14 protein-coding genes are annotated in these 17,036 nt (G+C 59.8%); 8 read left to right on the plus strand and 6 right to left on the minus strand.

Annotated features, from left to right (window positions below):
* Positions 1–66: 66 nt before the first annotated feature.
* Positions 67–1,533 (minus strand): alpha-glucosidase/alpha-galactosidase, encoded by a 1,467-nt coding sequence (locus tag WA845_RS17115; protein WP_135856223.1) that lies wholly within the window; start codon positions 1,531–1,533, stop codon positions 67–69.
* A gap of 198 nt (positions 1,534–1,731) precedes the next feature.
* On the opposite strand from WA845_RS17115, the gene WA845_RS17120 reads away from it, so the two are divergent.
* The gene (locus tag WA845_RS17120; protein WP_004444665.1) at positions 1,732–2,619 is read left to right on the plus strand and encodes an AraC family transcriptional regulator; all 888 of its coding nucleotides are present in this window, start codon (positions 1,732–1,734) and stop codon (positions 2,617–2,619) included.
* 77 nt (positions 2,620–2,696) lie between these two features.
* Positions 2,697–3,164 carry a hypothetical protein gene (locus WA845_RS17125; RefSeq protein WP_100911502.1) on the plus strand — a complete coding sequence of 156 codons (468 nt, stop codon included), beginning with the start codon at positions 2,697–2,699 and terminating at the stop codon, positions 3,162–3,164.
* Between the two features lie 10 nt (positions 3,165–3,174).
* Here the strand turns inward: WA845_RS17125 and WA845_RS17130 are convergent, their stop codons facing one another.
* The 3 genes from WA845_RS17130 to WA845_RS17140 are packed head-to-tail and all read right to left on the minus strand — an operon-like array spanning position 3,175 to position 7,731.
* Positions 3,175–4,086, minus strand: a complete 912-nt coding sequence (locus WA845_RS17130; protein WP_135856225.1) for a DMT family transporter — start codon at positions 4,084–4,086, stop codon at positions 3,175–3,177.
* A complete protein-coding gene (locus tag WA845_RS17135) occupies positions 4,083–6,485 on the minus strand; it encodes a PIG-L family deacetylase (protein WP_337322470.1) in 2,403 nt (800 codons plus the stop codon). Before WA845_RS17135 ends, WA845_RS17130 begins: the two co-directional genes overlap by 4 nt.
* Positions 6,486–6,504: 19 nt before the next feature.
* Complete coding sequence (locus tag WA845_RS17140; RefSeq protein WP_111813808.1) at positions 6,505–7,731, minus strand: ROK family transcriptional regulator; 1,227 nt, start codon at positions 7,729–7,731, stop codon at positions 6,505–6,507.
* Positions 7,732–7,982: 251 nt separating this feature from the next.
* Here WA845_RS17140 and WA845_RS17145 point away from each other — a divergent pair, with 251 nt between their 5' ends.
* The 6 genes from WA845_RS17145 to WA845_RS17170 are packed head-to-tail and all read left to right on the plus strand — an operon-like array spanning position 7,983 to position 14,483.
* The gene (locus WA845_RS17145; RefSeq protein ID WP_037092597.1) at positions 7,983–9,236 is read left to right on the plus strand and encodes an extracellular solute-binding protein; all 1,254 of its coding nucleotides are present in this window, start codon (positions 7,983–7,985) and stop codon (positions 9,234–9,236) included.
* A gap of 17 nt (positions 9,237–9,253) precedes the next feature.
* The gene (locus WA845_RS17150) at positions 9,254–10,195 is read left to right on the plus strand and encodes a carbohydrate ABC transporter permease (protein WP_111813810.1); all 942 of its coding nucleotides are present in this window, start codon (positions 9,254–9,256) and stop codon (positions 10,193–10,195) included.
* Entirely contained in the window at positions 10,192–11,034 is an 843-nt protein-coding gene (locus tag WA845_RS17155; RefSeq protein ID WP_006697289.1) for a carbohydrate ABC transporter permease, read from the plus strand. Before WA845_RS17150 ends, WA845_RS17155 begins: the two co-directional genes overlap by 4 nt.
* A 4-nt stretch (positions 11,035–11,038) precedes the next feature.
* Positions 11,039–12,553 (plus strand): argininosuccinate lyase, encoded by a 1,515-nt coding sequence (gene argH, locus WA845_RS17160; protein WP_125270690.1) that lies wholly within the window; start codon positions 11,039–11,041, stop codon positions 12,551–12,553.
* Positions 12,553–13,593 (plus strand): ABC transporter ATP-binding protein, encoded by a 1,041-nt coding sequence (locus WA845_RS17165; RefSeq protein WP_006697291.1) that lies wholly within the window; start codon positions 12,553–12,555, stop codon positions 13,591–13,593. The genes argH and WA845_RS17165 overlap by 1 nt, the downstream gene beginning before the upstream one ends.
* On the plus strand, positions 13,590–14,483 hold the full coding sequence (locus WA845_RS17170) for a carbohydrate kinase family protein (RefSeq protein WP_112766400.1): 894 nt from the start codon (positions 13,590–13,592) through the stop codon (positions 14,481–14,483). Before WA845_RS17165 ends, WA845_RS17170 begins: the two co-directional genes overlap by 4 nt.
* A 15-nt stretch (positions 14,484–14,498) precedes the next feature.
* Here WA845_RS17170 and betC read toward each other — a convergent pair whose 3' ends face one another.
* Together betC and choX are read right to left on the minus strand one after the other, a co-directional pair.
* Positions 14,499–16,013 (minus strand): choline-sulfatase, encoded by a 1,515-nt coding sequence (betC, locus tag WA845_RS17175; RefSeq protein ID WP_174150455.1) that lies wholly within the window; start codon positions 16,011–16,013, stop codon positions 14,499–14,501.
* 14 nt (positions 16,014–16,027) lie between these two features.
* Positions 16,028–16,981, minus strand: a complete 954-nt coding sequence (gene choX / locus WA845_RS17180; RefSeq protein ID WP_004444697.1) for a choline ABC transporter substrate-binding protein — start codon at positions 16,979–16,981, stop codon at positions 16,028–16,030.
* Positions 16,982–17,036 lie beyond the last annotated feature (55 nt).

Genomic DNA, 17,036 nt, shown 5'->3' on the forward strand with positions numbered 1-17,036 from the left:
TCTCTCATCGTTGAGACCGGACGGCGAACTCCCTTCCGCCGCCGGCCTTTTCCCATGTCTTTTCCTTCAAACGGCCTTTTTCAGTGCCGATTTCTCGGCCCGCAATTCCTCGATGGAACGCACGTTGCGGCGCGCGGCACCCGCCCAGTCACGGGTCTTGACGCTGGACTTCGCAAGTCGCTCCTTCGCCGCCGGAACGGCATCGGCATATTGCGGCAGCCAGCGCGCCTGAGCGACAACCATCTCGTCAACCATCTGCCAGACCTCCTCCGGCGTGGCGACGGCGCCGACCAGCGGATCATGCAGCACGGCGAGTTTCAAAAGATCGATATCGCCAGTGACTGCCGCATGGACCGACATGCGCTGCACGTTGATGGACGCCATGCAGGTGGCCGCGCAGGCTTCCGGCAACGTGATGCCGGAAACCATGTTGATGCCGAAACGGTCGACAAAACCGGGCGATTCGATGATGGCGTCCGCCGGCAGATTGCTGATGACGCCATTGTTCTTGACGTTGAAGTGGCCGCGATAGACACGCCCGGTCTCCAGCGCCTCAAGAATATGGCTTGCATGTTCGTTGGAACGCTTGGCCGGATCGATCGGCTTGTCGGCCGAGGCGAGAAACTGCGGGAATTCCGTTTCGAACCAGTTGCGCGTTTCGGTGGAGTGGCGGAGATAACCGCCGGTTTCCCCGTGAATCCAGTCGGACATGTCGATCCAGCGGGCGATTTCCTCTGGCCGCTTACGATACCACGGCAGATATTCGGAGAGATGGCCGTTGCTTTCGGTCGAATAGACGCCGAAGCGCTTCAGCACGTCGATGCGAAGCTTCTCCTGCTGCGAGAAGACCGGATGCGCCTCAAACGCGGCAACCAGCTCCTCCTTACCGATCTTGCGGCCATTGAGTCGCAGATCGATGAACCATGTCTGGTGGTTGATGCCGGAGCAGATGTAATCGAGTTCTGCCGGGGATTTCGCACCGAGGATTTCGGCAATCTGTTCCGCCCCGTGCTGAACGCCATGGCAGAGACCGACCGTGTCCACCTTGCCATATTCGATGGCTGCCCAGGTATTCATGGCCATGGGGTTGGCATAGTTCAGGAACTTTGCGCCGGGTGCCGCAACCTCGCGGATATCCTTGCAGAAATCGAGAATGACGGGAATGTTGCGCTGACCGTAGAGAATGCCGCCGGCGCAGATTGTATCGCCTACGCACTGGTCGATGCCGTATTTCAGCGGAATGCGGATATCGTCCGCATAGGCTTCGAGCCCGCCGACCCGCACGCAGCTGATGATGTATTTCGCGCCCTCCAGCGCCCGGCGGCGGTCGGTATGGGCGGTCACCTTCACGGGGAAACCATTTGCCTCAACGATCTTGTCAAGGATTGCCCTGATCATATCGAGATTGTGCTGGCTGATATCCGTGAGCGCGACTTCAATATCGCGAAACTCCGGCACACACAGGAGATCGGTGAACAGTTTTTTCGTGAAACCGACGCTGCCAGCGCCAATAATAGCGATTTTGAAACTCATAACGCCACCTCTGTTGCAAATCGAACGGGTGAAACGGGCCGACGGATCGTGAAATGGCATTGCAGAAAAATACCCGTGAGAATCCCGGAAAACCGGCCTTCCTCTCCAATTTTTCAGCAACAATATCCTGCTGGCTGTCTCCTCGGATCGGGATTATGCGTATAATACCGGCGAGGACCAGAGAAGGATTATGCTTTCATGGGTAATTTTGTGCTGCAGGATTTGATCGATCAGGGACCCGGCATGCGAACCGTCTCGCTGCCGCGCGGCCGCCAGACGCTGCACACCATGCCGACCAGCAGCGGTTATGAAATCCGCCGTGGCGGCAATTATGATTGGGATGGGCGCAAGCGCGGCCAGACGCCCTTTACCGTCCTGCAATATTGCATCGGCGGTCAGGGTAACCTGCGCTATGAGAACCGCCATTACGTGGTGAGGCCCGGCGAAACCCTGCTGCTGCTCATTCCACACAATCACCGCTACTGGCTGGAAGATGGCAAGGAGTGGGAGTTCTTCTGGATTTCAATGAATGGCGAGGAAGCGCTCCGCATCCACCGCAACATTCTCTCCGTCACCGGCCCGATCCTCAAGCTGCAGCCGGAAACGGTGGATCATCTCGCCGGATGCTGCTCACGTCTCGTCAATGGTGCCGAGACACCGGGGGCGGCGTCGGCTGTCGCCTATGAGGCGGCGATGACGCTTTATGACGATGTCTTCGGCTCGCATCCTTCCTTTGGCGGCGAATATCGCACGATGCAGCAGGTGCTGAGCTATATAGACAGCCACCTCGGCGATCGACTTTCCGTCAGCGACCTGGCCGCCGTGGCGGGTCTCAGCCGCGCGCATTTTTCCCGAATCTTCACCGCAAGCGAAGGCCTGCCGCCGGCGGAATTCGTCTTGCAAAGACGCCTGAGACGGGCAGCCAAGCTATTGACCACCGCAGCCAACATTCCAATCAAGGAAGTCTCGGTGCTATGCGGTTTCGAGGATCCGAACTATTTCTCGAAGGTGTTCCGCAGGCTTTACGGCACCAATCCGAGCGAATTCCGCACCACCGGCATGTATGCCAGTGTCAGGCAGGGCTGACGCGAAACAGGACTTGGTTTTGACATGTTTCAGGCGATTAAGAATAGGCGTTACACCTTCTTTGGAGGCTGGCAGAGGTGAACAGCAAAATCCGGACGATTCTCGTCTTTCCGCTCAGGGCGATCATCGTTTTCGCCATGGTCCTCGACGGCATTTTCCGCCCGCTCTACCGGCCGGTCATCAGGGCCCTGTCGAACCTGAAAATCATCCAGCGGCTGGAAAGCCGGATAGCGCAGCTGCCGCGCCTTGTCATTCTACTCTGTCTCGCCGTTCCCTTCGCGATTGCGGAACCGATGAAGATCATCGGCCTCGTCCTCTTCGCCCATGGGGCTTTCAAGTCGGGGGTAGTTCTGACGATCATTGCCCATCTTTCCACCTTCCTGATTGTCGAACGCATCTACCATGCCGGCCGGGAAAAGCTTCTCACCTATGGCTGGCTCGCCTGGATCATGCGCTATGTTCGTTTTGCCCGTTCGTTTTACGACCGTTTGAAACTTGCGGCGCTGAGCTGGATTAAGCTTCGGGTCCTTGCACAATCGCGATAGAACCTGCCCGTCATCTTTTGCGGCGCAGCCTTTTCAAGAGATATTCCGCAAGCGCAGTCGATTGCAGCGACACGAGAATGATGATGATGCCGAACACAACGCGGGCTTCAGGCACTTCGTCGAACAGAAAATATCCGACCGCAGTCACAAACAGGATCGACAGATAGCTGACCGGCGCAAGGACGCTTGCATCCGCGATACGATAGGCCCGCAGGAAGCAATATTGTCCCATCTGCGCCAGCAATCCGATGCCGAGCAACGGAACCCAGTCAAATGACGCAACCGGCTTCCATGTCCAGATTGCCGGAATGGCGGTGATGACGGCGAGGCCCACCGTGTAGAACACCATCATGACAGTGGTGTTCTCCCGCCGCAGCGCTCGTGTCTGGATAACCGCAAGCGCACCGAACACCACCGATATCAGCACAACGATCACGCCCACGCCAAATTCCGCGCCGCCCGGCCCAATGACGACCAGAACGCCGACAAACGCAAGACAGGCTCCCGCCCAGCGAAAGCGGCTCACGCTTTCGCCAAGAAAGGCGACAGCCAGCGCCATCGTCACCAATGGCCGGGAAAAACCAACGGCATTGACGGTCGCAAGCGGCAACAGGGTGATGGCGATGAAATTGCTGGTGAGTGCGATGGCATTGCAGCAGATGCGGAAAATGTTACGCCAGGGATATTGGATGCGCGCCATTTCTCCCCGGTGCCGCCAGATGAGTGGCAGGATGAACATCAGGCCAATCATCGCCCTGATGAAGACGAGCTGGAAGGCGGGATAGGTGACGCCTTGCGCCTTGACGAGCGCGGTCATACCGCCCGCAACAAGGGTCATGTCCAGCAACAGCCAGCCTATGCCCGCGCGGGTGTCCGTTTCGCGAGGGCCTTGCTGTTCTTCGCTTTGATCGTCGCCATTCACGCCGGTTGCACAAGATTGGCCATGAGGCGGAAAGCGCCAGGCACAAGCTTGTCCATCTGGTGATGCAGCACGAGGCTGGTATGGGTATGCCTACCCTTGCCGATGACGCCCGAAACCAGCGCACCCTTCAGCGGCTGCTCATCGACATCATGCATGGCGAGCAATGGCTCGTAGACATCATCCCAGCGCGAGGCGAAATAAAGCCCGCGCTCCTTGTCCCAGCCCCCCCAGTCGGCGGCATCAATCCTGTTCGGCCCGGCAAGCAGCGGATGGTCGGGCAAGAGCACCGTTACCTCCGCCTGCGGATCGGTCACACGCCAGCGCAGGGAAGGCTTGCCGATCTCAAGACGCCGAACTGGTGTCGTTTCCGGATTCCATCCGTCAGTCGGCCGGTGATAGAGCGTGACCAGATGACCGCCGTTTTCGACGAAGCGGTGAAGTTTCTCCGTCTCGGCAGCGAGATCCCCGCGGATGCCGAAGGCGAAGATGCCGATAACGATCGTCGTAAAGGATGACAGGTCCCCGCCAAGCGCCTGAGCGTCGAGGTCGGTGACATCGAGTCCCATTCGCGACAGCCAAAGACCCACCCTGTCAGCACCACCACCGACATAGCCGATCCGCGCCTTTTCGGGCAGCTTCAGGTCCAGCGAGAGGATTTTCAGAACGGACGGCGCCAAAAACCTTGCCCGACCGATGTGCGGATAAGCGATCGGCGTTATCTGAAAAGCGGGTTGCGCACCGACAAGCGCCTCGATCTGGGCAAGGCCCACCCGGGCCTCGCCGTTACGTTCGGCAATCCAGTCGCCGCCGTTCTTGCGCAGGTTCCAGCCGCCCGTATTCCTGAACGACAGCGACGCATCGGCGCCCTTTATATGCGCCTGAAAGACATGCGCCTCCTGCCCCTGTCCGAGCGGAACCAGAAGAGCGTCCGGCGCAATGGTCAGCGACTGCGCCGGCGTCACGAAAAACGGTTCCTCAAGGTCGAAGGCGGCCGAAACCGTTCTGCCTTCAATCGTTGCGGAAAGCCGCACTGAGGCATGGCCATTGCCGCCCATGGCTTTCCAGTCAGGCTGATACAGTCCGGAAACAGGTGCATCCTGATCCGCGACAAGCGTAAAGACCCGCGTCTCGCCAAGTGACTGGACGGATGACGATACACCTGATGGCAGGACCGGGGTGACCTCGACATCAATGTGAGCCGCCTTGTCTGAAAGCTCCACGGAAAGAACCGACGTTCCACCTGGTACGATCTCCGCCGGCGCGGCGTAGGCCCGCTCGAAAACATCAAGCGCCGTCAGGATGGCGGCATCGACCTGCGCCCGTTTGCGCCTGATCCGATGTCCGTGCAGTTCCGTGAAATCCGTCGTGGCAGATTCGTCCACCGTCTGCAAAAGCGCTGCAGCCGCAAGAAGTGACGCCGTGATCCGCTGCCTGTCGGGAAAGGCCGATATCGCTTCGCTTATCGCCTGTTCCGCCTTGACCAGCGCCTTTGCCAATTCGGTATCCAGGCCCGGGAACAGCGCAAGGTCGGACAACGAAGACGGCAGCCCGTCGAGGATCGAGTGCTCTTGGCCCCCTGCATCACTGGCGAGTTCAAGATGCAGCGGCCAGACCTCCTGCGCCAGCTTAGGCCAATGTCCCATTCCCTGAGAAGCGTGATAATAACGCGACCATTCGCCGATCCGGTCATATTGCGCGCCAGTCGCCTGCTCCCTGCCGCGAGCGTTTACCGTTACGGTCGTCTCCGGCGGCGGCACTTCGTCATCATAGGTGTCACCACCGCCCGACCACGCGGGAAGGTAATATTTCGCCACCTGCCACGGCTTCAGCCCCTCTGCAAGATGTTCAGGATAGGCCGCAGGGTCCGCCGCCAGCGCGATGGCGCTCTTTGCCGCACGCGTCATGGCGCGGTGGTGCCCATGTTGTCCCGGCACATCGAGAAAGGTCGGGATGACGATATCCGGCCGCTCCTTGCGATAGGCGCGCACCAGCCGCTCAATGATGCGCTGCTGCCCCCAGCGGCCAAAGGTCTGGTCGCCATCCTTGGAGAACCCGAAGTCGTGAATGAGATCCGCCGGCCCATGGCCGAGCCAGCTGATATCCGCATCGATGACGCGGGCCGCCGCCTCCAGTTCCCGCGAGCGGATTACGCCGAGCGCGCCGAGCCTTTCCGGCCCCAGCGCATTCTGACCGCCCTCGCCACGTGTCGAGCAGGCGATGATGGTACGCATGCCAAGCTCCATGCGGAAATAGGCAAGCAACCCGTTCTGCTCGTCGTCCGGATGCGCGCCGGTATGCATGACGGTCACCGTGGACTTCAGCGCGCTCAGCCTGCGATGCAGGCGTATGAGCCACGGATCGGCCATTTGCCGTTCGATGCGCTCCCGGGGGGTAAGCATGGGCGGTCTCCTCCAATATTCAGCCGGGTGCCTGCGCTGCGGCTCCCATGGATGTCTCAAGTTTTGGCGTGACGATATCGAAAAGCGGCAAGGCGGCAGCGCCGAGGGCAGCGGTCAACTGCCCGGACTTGCCATGGATGACACGCGGAAGTTCCCGCTGCCTGCGACTTGCGACCGAGGTCGGCAAAGGCCCCATCCGTGCAATGATTTCACTGATGATGACCTCAGGCAGAGCGCCGCCGAGAATGACTGTCTGCGGATCGAGAATATTCTCGAGCATCGCCACCATGGGCGCCAGATGCGCCGCAGCTTCGTCGATCCATTCCCTCACCACGGGATGGCCTGCCTTGAACAGGGCCTCCAGATCATCAAGTTCCGTATCCGCAACACCGGCGCATACAAGCTTTTCCTTCAGTACATAGACTGAGGCATAAGCCTCCAGGCACCCTCTCTGCCCGCAGGAAGGACAAGGCCTTCCCCTCGGCGAAACAGTCACATGGCCGATTTCGCCGGCATTCCCGAATGCACCGCGATAGGGCGCGCCATCCTGGATGATGCCGAGGCCGATACCGACGCCGAAATAGATCATGCAGAAATTCGGGATCGCCAGACCAGCACCAAACAGCCGTTCCCCGACTGCTGCGGCCGTGGCATCGTTTTCAACCACGACCGGCTGGCCGCAGGCTTCGCCCAGCATCTGCCGGGCATCAATGCCGCCCCAGCCGGAAAGCGTCGTCGGTCCCACCGAAGTCATGCCATCGATCTCGAAGGGACCGGGCATGACGACCCCGGTGCCAAGAAGCCTGCAGCCTAGATTTTTGGCAACGGCGTCATGCTCGGCGGCAAAGGTCTTGAATATGGCTTCCGGTGTCGTGTCCGAGAGCGGCGTGATGCGCTGCGTGCGAAGAACGCCGGCGAGATCAAGACCGACGGTGACCATATGGTCGGCGGCGATTTCCACGCCGATCGTCGCCCCCCCATCCGGGTTGACCGAAAACTGGATCGGCGGCTGGCCGCGACCGGAGCGACGACGGCCGAGCTCCTTCAGCAACTCCTCGCCCATGAGTTCATCGACGATATTGGCGACCGCCTGCGGCGTCAGATGCGTGATCTTGGCGATCTGGGCGCGGCCGAGGGAGCCGTGCCGCCGGACAATATCGAGGACGACTCGCCTGTTATGTTCGCGGCTCCGCTCAGGGTTTTTTCCGATTGCTACGGGATAAGCGTCCACCGTGTGCACCGTCATCTCTTCAACTTCCCGTCTGTTAGAAAATTAATAGCGTCGAACCGACGATAAGCGCAATATAATAATTCAAGTAAATTATCTTATTGACAAATGCCTGCCTTCAGAGAACCGTAAGAGCGACCGGGGGTCAGGCTTGTCCAGGCGGAAGAGGAAACTCCGCCACCGGCAAATCGATGAGCGCGCGCGAAAGCGCGGAAAAGGGAACGATCGCTCCGCATCCGGAAGACCGGGCGGAGGAAAAGGAGGCTTACATGCGCAGGGCAACTCTGTTCGCCGGCTTGGTTGCCGGTTTCAGCACATTTGCATTCAACGCCGCGCAGGCGGTTGAAATCGAATATTGGCAATATGTCTTCGACACCCGCGTGAAGGCCATGGACGAGCTGATCGCACAGTTCCAGAAGGCCAATCCCGACATCACCGTCAAGCAGGTAACCTTCCCTTATGCCGATTACCAGACGCGCGTGATTGCCGCCAATATGTCCGGCAAGGGCCCGGACGTGATGCAGCTGTTTTACGGCTGGCTCGACAAGTTCGCGGCGGGCGGGATTTTGCAGCCACTGCCAACAGACGCTTTCCCGCATGACAAGATCGAAAGCGAATTTTTCCCGATCGTCAGCGCCATGAAACGCGGCGAGGACTATTACGGCCTGCCGACCGCGGTTCGTTCGCTTGCACTGTTCTACAACAAGAAGCTCTTTACCGAGGCGGGTCTCGATCCCGCAAATCCGCCGAAGACGCTCGATGAATTCGTCGCCGCCGCGCAAAAGATCGCTAAGCACGATGCCGCCGGCAATCTCACCGTCGCCGGTTCCACGCTCGATATGGGCGGACAGGATCACCAGTGGTGGCGTGAGGTGCTCATCCGCCAATATGGTGGCGAGCCCTATACCGACAACGACCAGAAGGTCGCATATAATAGCGAGCCCGGCATCCAGGCTCTGAAATTCTACACCAGTCTGCAGCTCGAAAAAAAGATCGGTCAGGCGGGTTTCATGGATGAAGGCCAGGCCGCCTTCCGTGCGGGCAAGGCGGGCATGACCATCGACGGCACTTTCCGGCTGGGCTCGTTCCGCACCATCAAGGATTTCGAGTGGGGCGTGACCGAACTTCCGACCAATGACAAGAATATCCGCTCCAACTATGCGAGCTATTTCGCCAACGGCATCAGCGCCAAGACAACGGGTGAAGAGCTTGAGGCGTCCAAGAAGTTCCTCGCCTATATCTCTTCACCGGAAGCCATGGCGATCTGGCTGAAGACAGTGGGCGAACTGCCGGCGAGACGCTCCGCAGCGCTGACCGAAGAAAACCTGAAGGACCCGATCTACGCGCCGTTCCTGAAGGGTCTGGAATATGCCCACACGACACTGTTCATGGATGAGGCCGCCCAGCGCCAGAACGCCATTGACATGACCAACCGGGTCCTGCTCGAGGGCCAGTCGGTTGAAGATTCCATCAAGCAGGCCGCCGAGGCCGAGCAGGAAATCATCGACGCGGCGAAACCCTGAAAACCGCAGGTCCAACCATGACAGCGACAGATCAACAGGGGGCGGTATCCGGCCGCCCCGGCGGCTCCTTTGGGGACCGTCTTTCCATGCGCACGAAACGGCTCTTATGGATATGGAGCTTTCTGGCGATCCCTATCCTGTTTTACAGCATCATCCGTTTTTACCCGACGCTGCAGGCTTTCTACCTGTCCTTCACCAACTGGGACCTGCTGAGGCCGGCAAAGTTCATTGGCGTCGCCAATTACGTCAAGCTCTTCAAGGACCCGCAATTCTGGAAGGTGTTCAAGAACACCTTTGCGTATCTCATCGTCGGCACGCCGATCAGCCTCGTGCTCGCCTTCGTCATCGCCTTTTATCTCGACCGCGTACGCATCCTGCACGGTTTCATCCGCGCGCTTTATTTCCTGCCCTATCTGACGACGGCGGCCGCGATGGCCTGGGTCTGGCGCTGGTTCTATCAACCGCCGCCCATCGGAATCATCAACGACGTCTTCGCAATTCTCGGCATTCCGCAGCAACCCTTCATCCGCTCTACGGACCAGGCGCTTTATTCGATCATGGTGACAGCCATCTGGGCAGGCCTTGGCTTCCAGATCATCATCTTCATGGCCGGGCTTCGCGCCATTCCAACGACATTTTACGAAGCCGCCCGCATCGACGGGCTGGGCGAATGGGCGATCCTGCGCAAGATCACGCTTCCGCTTCTGAAACCCACCACGGTCTTCCTCGTGGTCTTCTCGTCCATCGGTTTCCTGCGCATCTTCGACCAGGTCTACAACATGACGACCAATGATCCGGGCGGACCGCTCGGCTCAACGAAACCGCTGGTGCTGATGATCTATCAGACGGCGTTCAATTCCTATGCCATGGGTTATGCCGCAGCGCAGACGGTCGTCCTGTTTACCATTCTTCTCGTCGTATCGCTGATCCAGCTCTGGGTCCTGAGGGAAAAGAAATGAGCGAAGCAAAGCCACTTTCCCACGCCCGTATCCGCCCCGGTCGCATTCTCGCCTGGACGTTGCTGTTCATAGGCGGCCTGATCATGGTTTCGCCGCTACTATTCATGTTCTCGACCTCGTTCAAGACGGCGGACCAAGTCTATGATCTCAGGCTCATTCCCGCAGCACCGACGCTTGCCAACTATATCACGGTCATGGCCGACGGCCGTTTCCTGCGCTGGTTCTTCAACTCAATGCTGGTTGCGGTCATCGTTACCGTCTCCAACTGCTTCTTTGACAGTCTGGTCGGGTACACGCTAGCGAAGTTCGAGTTTCGCGGCCGCTATTTCATCTTCCTCGCCATCCTGTCGACGCTGATGATCCCGACCGAAATGCTCGTCATTCCCTGGTATCTGATGTCCAGCCAGCTGGGCTGGCTCGACAGCTACTGGGGCATCATGTTCCCGGGCATGATGACGGCCTTCGGCACCTTCCTGATGAAGCAGTTCTTCGAGACGGTTCCGAACGACTTCATCGAGGCCGCGCGCGTCGACGGGCTGAACGAATTCCAGATCTGGTGGAAAGTCGCCCTGCCGCTGGTGACGCCCGCGCTCTCCGCGCTCGCGATCTTCACCTTCCTAGGGAACTGGACAGCATTCTTCTGGCCGTTGATCGTCACGACAAGCAAGGAGCTCTACACCCTGCCGGTCGGCCTTTCGAGCTTTGCCGTGGAACAGCAGATCCAGTGGGAAATGATCATGACGGGCGCAGCCATTGCGACCATCCCCACCCTCATCGTCTTCATCGTCCTGCAACGCTACATCGTTCGCGGTGTGATGCTGGCGGGCCTGAAAGGATAACATCATGGCCGATATCAACCCGCGCCAGTCGGATACCAGCAAGTTTCCCGACCCTGTCTACAAGGAAACCGTGCTGCGCCCGCTTTTCGACGGCGCCAAGAACCACCACGTAGATGGGTTCCGCCGCATAGACCGCGCCCACCTTGTCATGCTGCGCGAGACCGGCATTCTCGATGCCGAGACGGCGGCCAAGATCGCCGGCGCACTCGAAGACATCGACAAAACCATCGAACCCGCGGAGCTTGTTTATACCGGCGAAGTCGAGGATTTCTTCTTCCTGATCGAAAAAGAGCTGAAAGCCCGCATCGGCGTCGATGTCGCCGGCCGCCTGCACACGGCCCGTTCGCGCAACGATATCGATCACACGCTGTTCAAGATCGGCCTCAAGGAAAAGATCGACACGCTCACCGTCAAGGCGCGTGTCCTGCTGAAAGCGCTGATCGATGCCGCCGAACGCAATCAAGCCACGCTGATCGTGGCTTACACCCATGGGCAGCCGGCCCAGCCCACCACCTTCGGCCACTACCTTTCCGCCGCGATCGAGGTGCTGATCCGGGATATCGAACGTTTTGCAGAGGCGCGCCGCATCGTCGATCTTTCGCCGATGGGCGCTGCCGCCATCACCACCTCGGGCTTTCCCATCGATCGGGCGCGGGTCGCCGAATTGCTGGGTTTTGCTGCACCCTTACGCAATTCCTATTCCTGCATCGCCGCCGTGGATTACACGACCGCGACCTATGGCGCGATCGAGCTGATGTTCCTGCATCTCGGACGGCTCATCCAGGATTTCCAGTTCTGGACGAGTTTCGAGGTTGGCCAGATCTACGTGCCGAATGCGCTGGTGCAGATTTCCTCGATCATGCCGCAGAAGCGAAACCCGGTGCCGATTGAACATCTGCGCCACCTCGCCAGCCAGACATTCGGGCGGGCGCGCACGGTGCTGGATGTGATGCATAATACGCCCTTCACCGACATGAATGACAGTGAGGGCGAAACGCAGGGCATGGGTTATGAGGCCTTCGCCTCTGCGGGCCGGGTTCTCGATCTTCTTGCCAGCCTCGTTGGCCAGATCAGCATCGATCCCGAAAGGGTCGACCAGAACATCCGCCGGTCGTGTATCACCATCACGGAACTGGCGGATTCGCTTGTCCGCATCGAAGACCTGTCTTTCCGCCAGGCCCATGAGATTGCCGCGACTGTTGCCAAGAGCGTCGTCGCGCTGAAAGGCGATCTGCCGAACGACGGTTACCAGCCGTTCCTCAAGGCGTTCCATGAGCTGACAGGGCGGCAAACCGGGATCGATGAGGAAAAATTCATGCAGATCGTCTCGCCCGAGCACTTCGTTGCCGTACGCAGCCGTTTCGGCGGCCCTGCGCCCGAGCCGATGCGGGAGGCGATTGCCACCTATCGCAACACGCTTGCTGCATTCGAGGCGGAAGCACGGCGATCCGCCGATCACGAAGCGGCAAAGGCCGCGGAACTCACAGAGAAATTCACCGCCCTGACGGGAGCCCGATGATGGCGACAATCGAACTCAATAAACTCGTGAAGCGCTACGGCAAGGTCGAGGCGGTCAAGGGCATCGATCTTGCCATTGAAGACGGCGAATTCGTCGTTTTTGTCGGCCCGTCCGGCTGCGGCAAATCCACCACCCTCAGAATGATCGCCGGGCTGGAAGAAATCTCCGACGGAGCGCTGAAGATCGGCGGCGACATCGTCAATGAGAAGGAACCGAAACAGCGAAACATCGCGATGGTCTTCCAGAACTATGCGATCTATCCGCATATGACGGTTCGCCAGAACATCGGCTTTGGCCTCTACACCTCGAAGCTTGACCGCGAGGAAAAGAACCGCCGCATCGAGGAGGCCGGCCGGGTGCTCGGTCTGGAGGCCCTGCTCGACCGGCGGCCGGCGGCCCTGTCAGGCGGCCAGCGGCAGCGTGTCGCCATCGGCCGCGCCATGGTGCGCGATCCCGCCGCCTTCCTGTTCGATGAGCCACTGTCTAACCTAGACGCCCAGCTGCGCGCACAGATGCGTATTGAAATCAAGCGCTTGCATCAGCGTCTTAAGACGACAACCGTTTACGTCACCCACGATCAGGTGGAAGCCATGACCATGGCCGACAGGATCGTCGTCATGAAGGACGGCCACATCCTGCAGGTCGGCACGCCAACGGAACTTTATGAAACACCCGTCGATATCTTTACCGCACGCTTCATCGGCAGCCCCTCGATGAACCTGCTGCGCGGAACCAGAGCCGGCGACAGCGTCGCGCCGTCCGCCACGGGTGAGCTTCTGATCGGCGTCCGGCCGCATGATCTGCTTGTTGGGGAGTCTGGGTCCGCTCAGGGGACGTTTACCCTGGAAGGAACGGTAACGGCAGTCGAGCCGCTCGGGCCGGAGACGCTTGTCCATCTGGACACCGACACCAGTTCGGTAATCGCCACGGCGAGAAGCAAAACCATTCCGGCCGTCGGCGGCAGGCTGCAATGCCAGGCGGCGCGAGGTTCGCTTTATCTTTTCGACGCCAAGACGGAAAAGCTTCTGGGCCGCGCATGATGACAACGGAAAAAACTGCCGTCATCAGCGTCGGCCGGATCTATTGTGACCTCATTTTCACCGGTCTTAATGAACTGCCAGTGCTCGGCCGGGAACTGTTTGCCCGAGACATGGAAATCGCCCCCGGCGGCGGAGCCTTCATTGCCGCCGCCCATTTTGCCCACGTCGGACGCCCGGTTGCTCTGCTCGCAAGGCTCGGCACCGATACATTTTCGCGCGACATCGGTGAGAAAATGGCGCAAAGCGGCGTCGACCTGCGGTTTCTGGAACATGCAGCAGATGCCGGACCGCAGGTGACGGTGGCGACGGTGGTTGGCCAGGACCGGGCATTTTTGACGCGCCGTGCCGGCGCCGCCCGTCCCTCGACGCTCGATGCCGCCTTCGCGTGGGATAACGCCCGGCATCTGCACATCGCCGAGTTCGCCACGCTGCATGAGATGCCTGATCTGGTTTCACGCGCCAAGGCAAGCGGATTGTCAGTATCGCTCGATCCAAGCTGGGATGCTTCGCTGATCTACGACAAGGGGCTGCTGAAGGCCTGTGCCGGTGTCGACGTGTTTTTGCCCAATCTTGAAGAGGCGGGAGCAATCACGGGGCATTCTGACCCGGAAAGAGCCACCCACGCCCTGTCAGAGGCCTTTCCCGTCGTGGCGCTGAAAGGCGGCGCGCAGGGCGCTTGGGTATCTTGTCGAAGGGGCTTGCAGCATCTGGCAGCCCAGGAAGTACCCGTGATCGATACGACCGGCGCCGGCGACGCCTTTAATGCCGGTTTTCTTGATGCCTGGCTTCAAGGCAGGGACGAACAGCAATGCCTCACAGCCGGGGTTGCCGCGGGCAGTCTTGCCGTGCAGGCGGCGGGCGGCGCTCCGAGGGTGTCGACCACCGCTTGAGGCACCTTGCCCGCCTCACTCGCCGCGCGGAAAACGCTGGTTTTCTTCCAGCACGTTGAGGTCCATGTGGTTACGCATGTAGCGTTCCGAAGCCTTCTGCAAGGGTTGGTAGTCCCACGGGTAATAGGCGCCGTTGCGCAGCGCCTTGTAGACCACCCAGCGCCGCGCCTGACTTTCGCGAACGGCGGCGTCGAACACCGGCAACTGCCACCGCCGGCCAATTTCGGCGGAAAGCAACGAGAGCACGTCGCTGAAAGCGGGATCGCCAGCGAGATTGGTGCGCTCTTCGGGATCGGCGTCCAGATCGTAAAGCAGCGGCGGATCGGCCTCACAGACGGACAATTTGTACCGACCGTCCCTGATGGCGACGAGCGGCGAGATCGAGCCTTCGGCCGCATATTCCATCGGCACCGGGCCGCGCCCGCCGGTGCCAGCAGCCAACGGCGCCAGATCCTCGCCATCCGTCCAGCGTTTAAGCGAGGTGATATCAAGCCCTGCCAGACCGCACAGCGTCGGCGTCACATCCAGTGTCGAGGCCGGCGTATCGATCAATGCCGGCTGCCAGCCCGGCGCGGCGATCATCAGCGGTACGCGGGCCGAGCCCTCGAAGAAGCACATCTTGAACCACAGGCCGCGCTCACCCAACATATCGCCATGGTCTGAAAGGAAGAGGACGATGGTGTCCTCCTCCATCCGCGTCGCCTTCAGGACGCCAAGGATTTCGCCGATCTTCTCGTCGATATAGGAGACGTTGGCGAAGTAACCGCGGCGTGCCCGGCGTATCTGCTCCGGCGAAATATCGAAGGCATTGTGGTCACAGGCTTCCAGCAACCGTTTCGAATGCGGGTCCTGCTGATCGAAAGCAATGGCCTCCGACTGCGGATCGAGCGCCGGGCAATCCTCATAGAGATCCCAGAATTTCCGCCGCGCCACATAGGGATCGTGCGGATGGGTGAAGCTGACCGTCAGACACCACGGCCGGTCATCGAGCCGACGAGACAGGTCATAGAGCTTGCGGGTGGCGTGGTAGGCTACCTCGTCGTCATACTCCATCTGGTTGGTGATTTCGGCAACCCCTGCACCCGTCACCGAACCCAGATTGTGATACCACCAGTCGATCCGCTCGCCCGGCTTGGTATAATCGGGCGTCCAGCCAAAATCCGCGGGATAGATGTCGGTCGTCAGACGCTCTTCGAAGCCGTGCAGCTGGTCAGGCCCGACGAAATGCATCTTGCCTGAGAGACCGGTGTAATAACCGGCTGCCCGCAGATGGTGCGCATAGGTCGGAATGTCGGAGGCGAACTCGGCGGCATTGTCGTAAACCCGCGTCCGGCTTGGCAATTGCCCGGACATTAGGGAGGCGCGGGCCGGCGCACAAAGCGGGCTGGCCGTATAGGTATTGGCGAAGCGTACAGACCGCTCCGCCAAGGCTTTCAGATGCGGTGCATGGAGAAAATCGGCCGGTCCATCGGGAAACAACGTCCCGTTGAACTGGTCGACCATCAGAATGAGGATATTGGAACGCGGCATTTCCACTTTCCGGCTCAGAGACCAAGCTTGCCCTTAACGGCATCCGCACCCGGTTTTCCATCCAGCGTGGTAACGCCCTGCAGCCAGCCATCCAGCGCTTTGGGGTTGGCCTTCACCCAGGCCGCTGCCGCGGCTTTGGAATCCTCTCCGCCGAGAATCGAACCCATGAGGGCATTTTCCATGCCGATATCGAACTTCAGGTTTTTGAAGAGCGCCGCCGCGTTGGGGCATTTTTCCGGCCAGCCGGTGCGGGCAAGCGTATAAACCTCTGCGCCGCCGAAATTCGGGCCGAAATAGGCGTCACCGCCGGAGAGATAGGCGATATCGATCTTCTCGTTCATCGGATGCGGCGCCCAGGCAAGGAAGACCACGGCCTTCTTATCCCGGCCCGCCCGTTCCACCTGCGCCAGCATGGCCTGCTCACCGGATTCGACGAGCTGCCAGCCTTTAAGGCCGAAATCATTGGCGTCTATGATCTTCTGGATATTCTGGTTGGCGGGTGCGCCGGGCTCGATGCCGTAAATCTTGCTCTCGAATTCATCGGCATGTTTGGCGAGATCGGCAAAATCCTTCACGCCCTTCTCCGCCATATAGGACGGCACCGCCAGCGTGAACTTGGCGCCCTCGAGATTCTTCGTCAAGACCTCGGCAGCTTTCGCCGAATTGAGGTCATCTACGAAGGATTTCTGCGCCGGCATCCAGTTCCCGAGGAAAACGTCAATTTCGCCGTTCTTCATCGCCTGATAGCCGATGGGCACGGAAAGCGTCTTGACGTCGGCTTCATAACCCAATGCATCGAGCAGTACCGAGGCGACGCCGTTGGTTGCGGTAATATCCGTCCAGCCGGGATCGCTTAGACGTACCAGCTTGCAGGACGCGTCATCGGCCGCCTGAAGCGGGGTGGAGAAGGCAGCCACGGACAGGAACAGGCCGGCGGCGATGCGGTGCAGATGAGAAACGGTTTTCATTGCGGCTCCCCTTGTATTAGTCCAGTTTATTGAACACCACATTGTTTTTGCCTGT

This window comes from Agrobacterium sp. CMT1, assembly GCF_037203725.1.
Taxonomy (GTDB): Bacteria; Pseudomonadota; Alphaproteobacteria; order Rhizobiales; family Rhizobiaceae; genus Agrobacterium; species Agrobacterium pusense.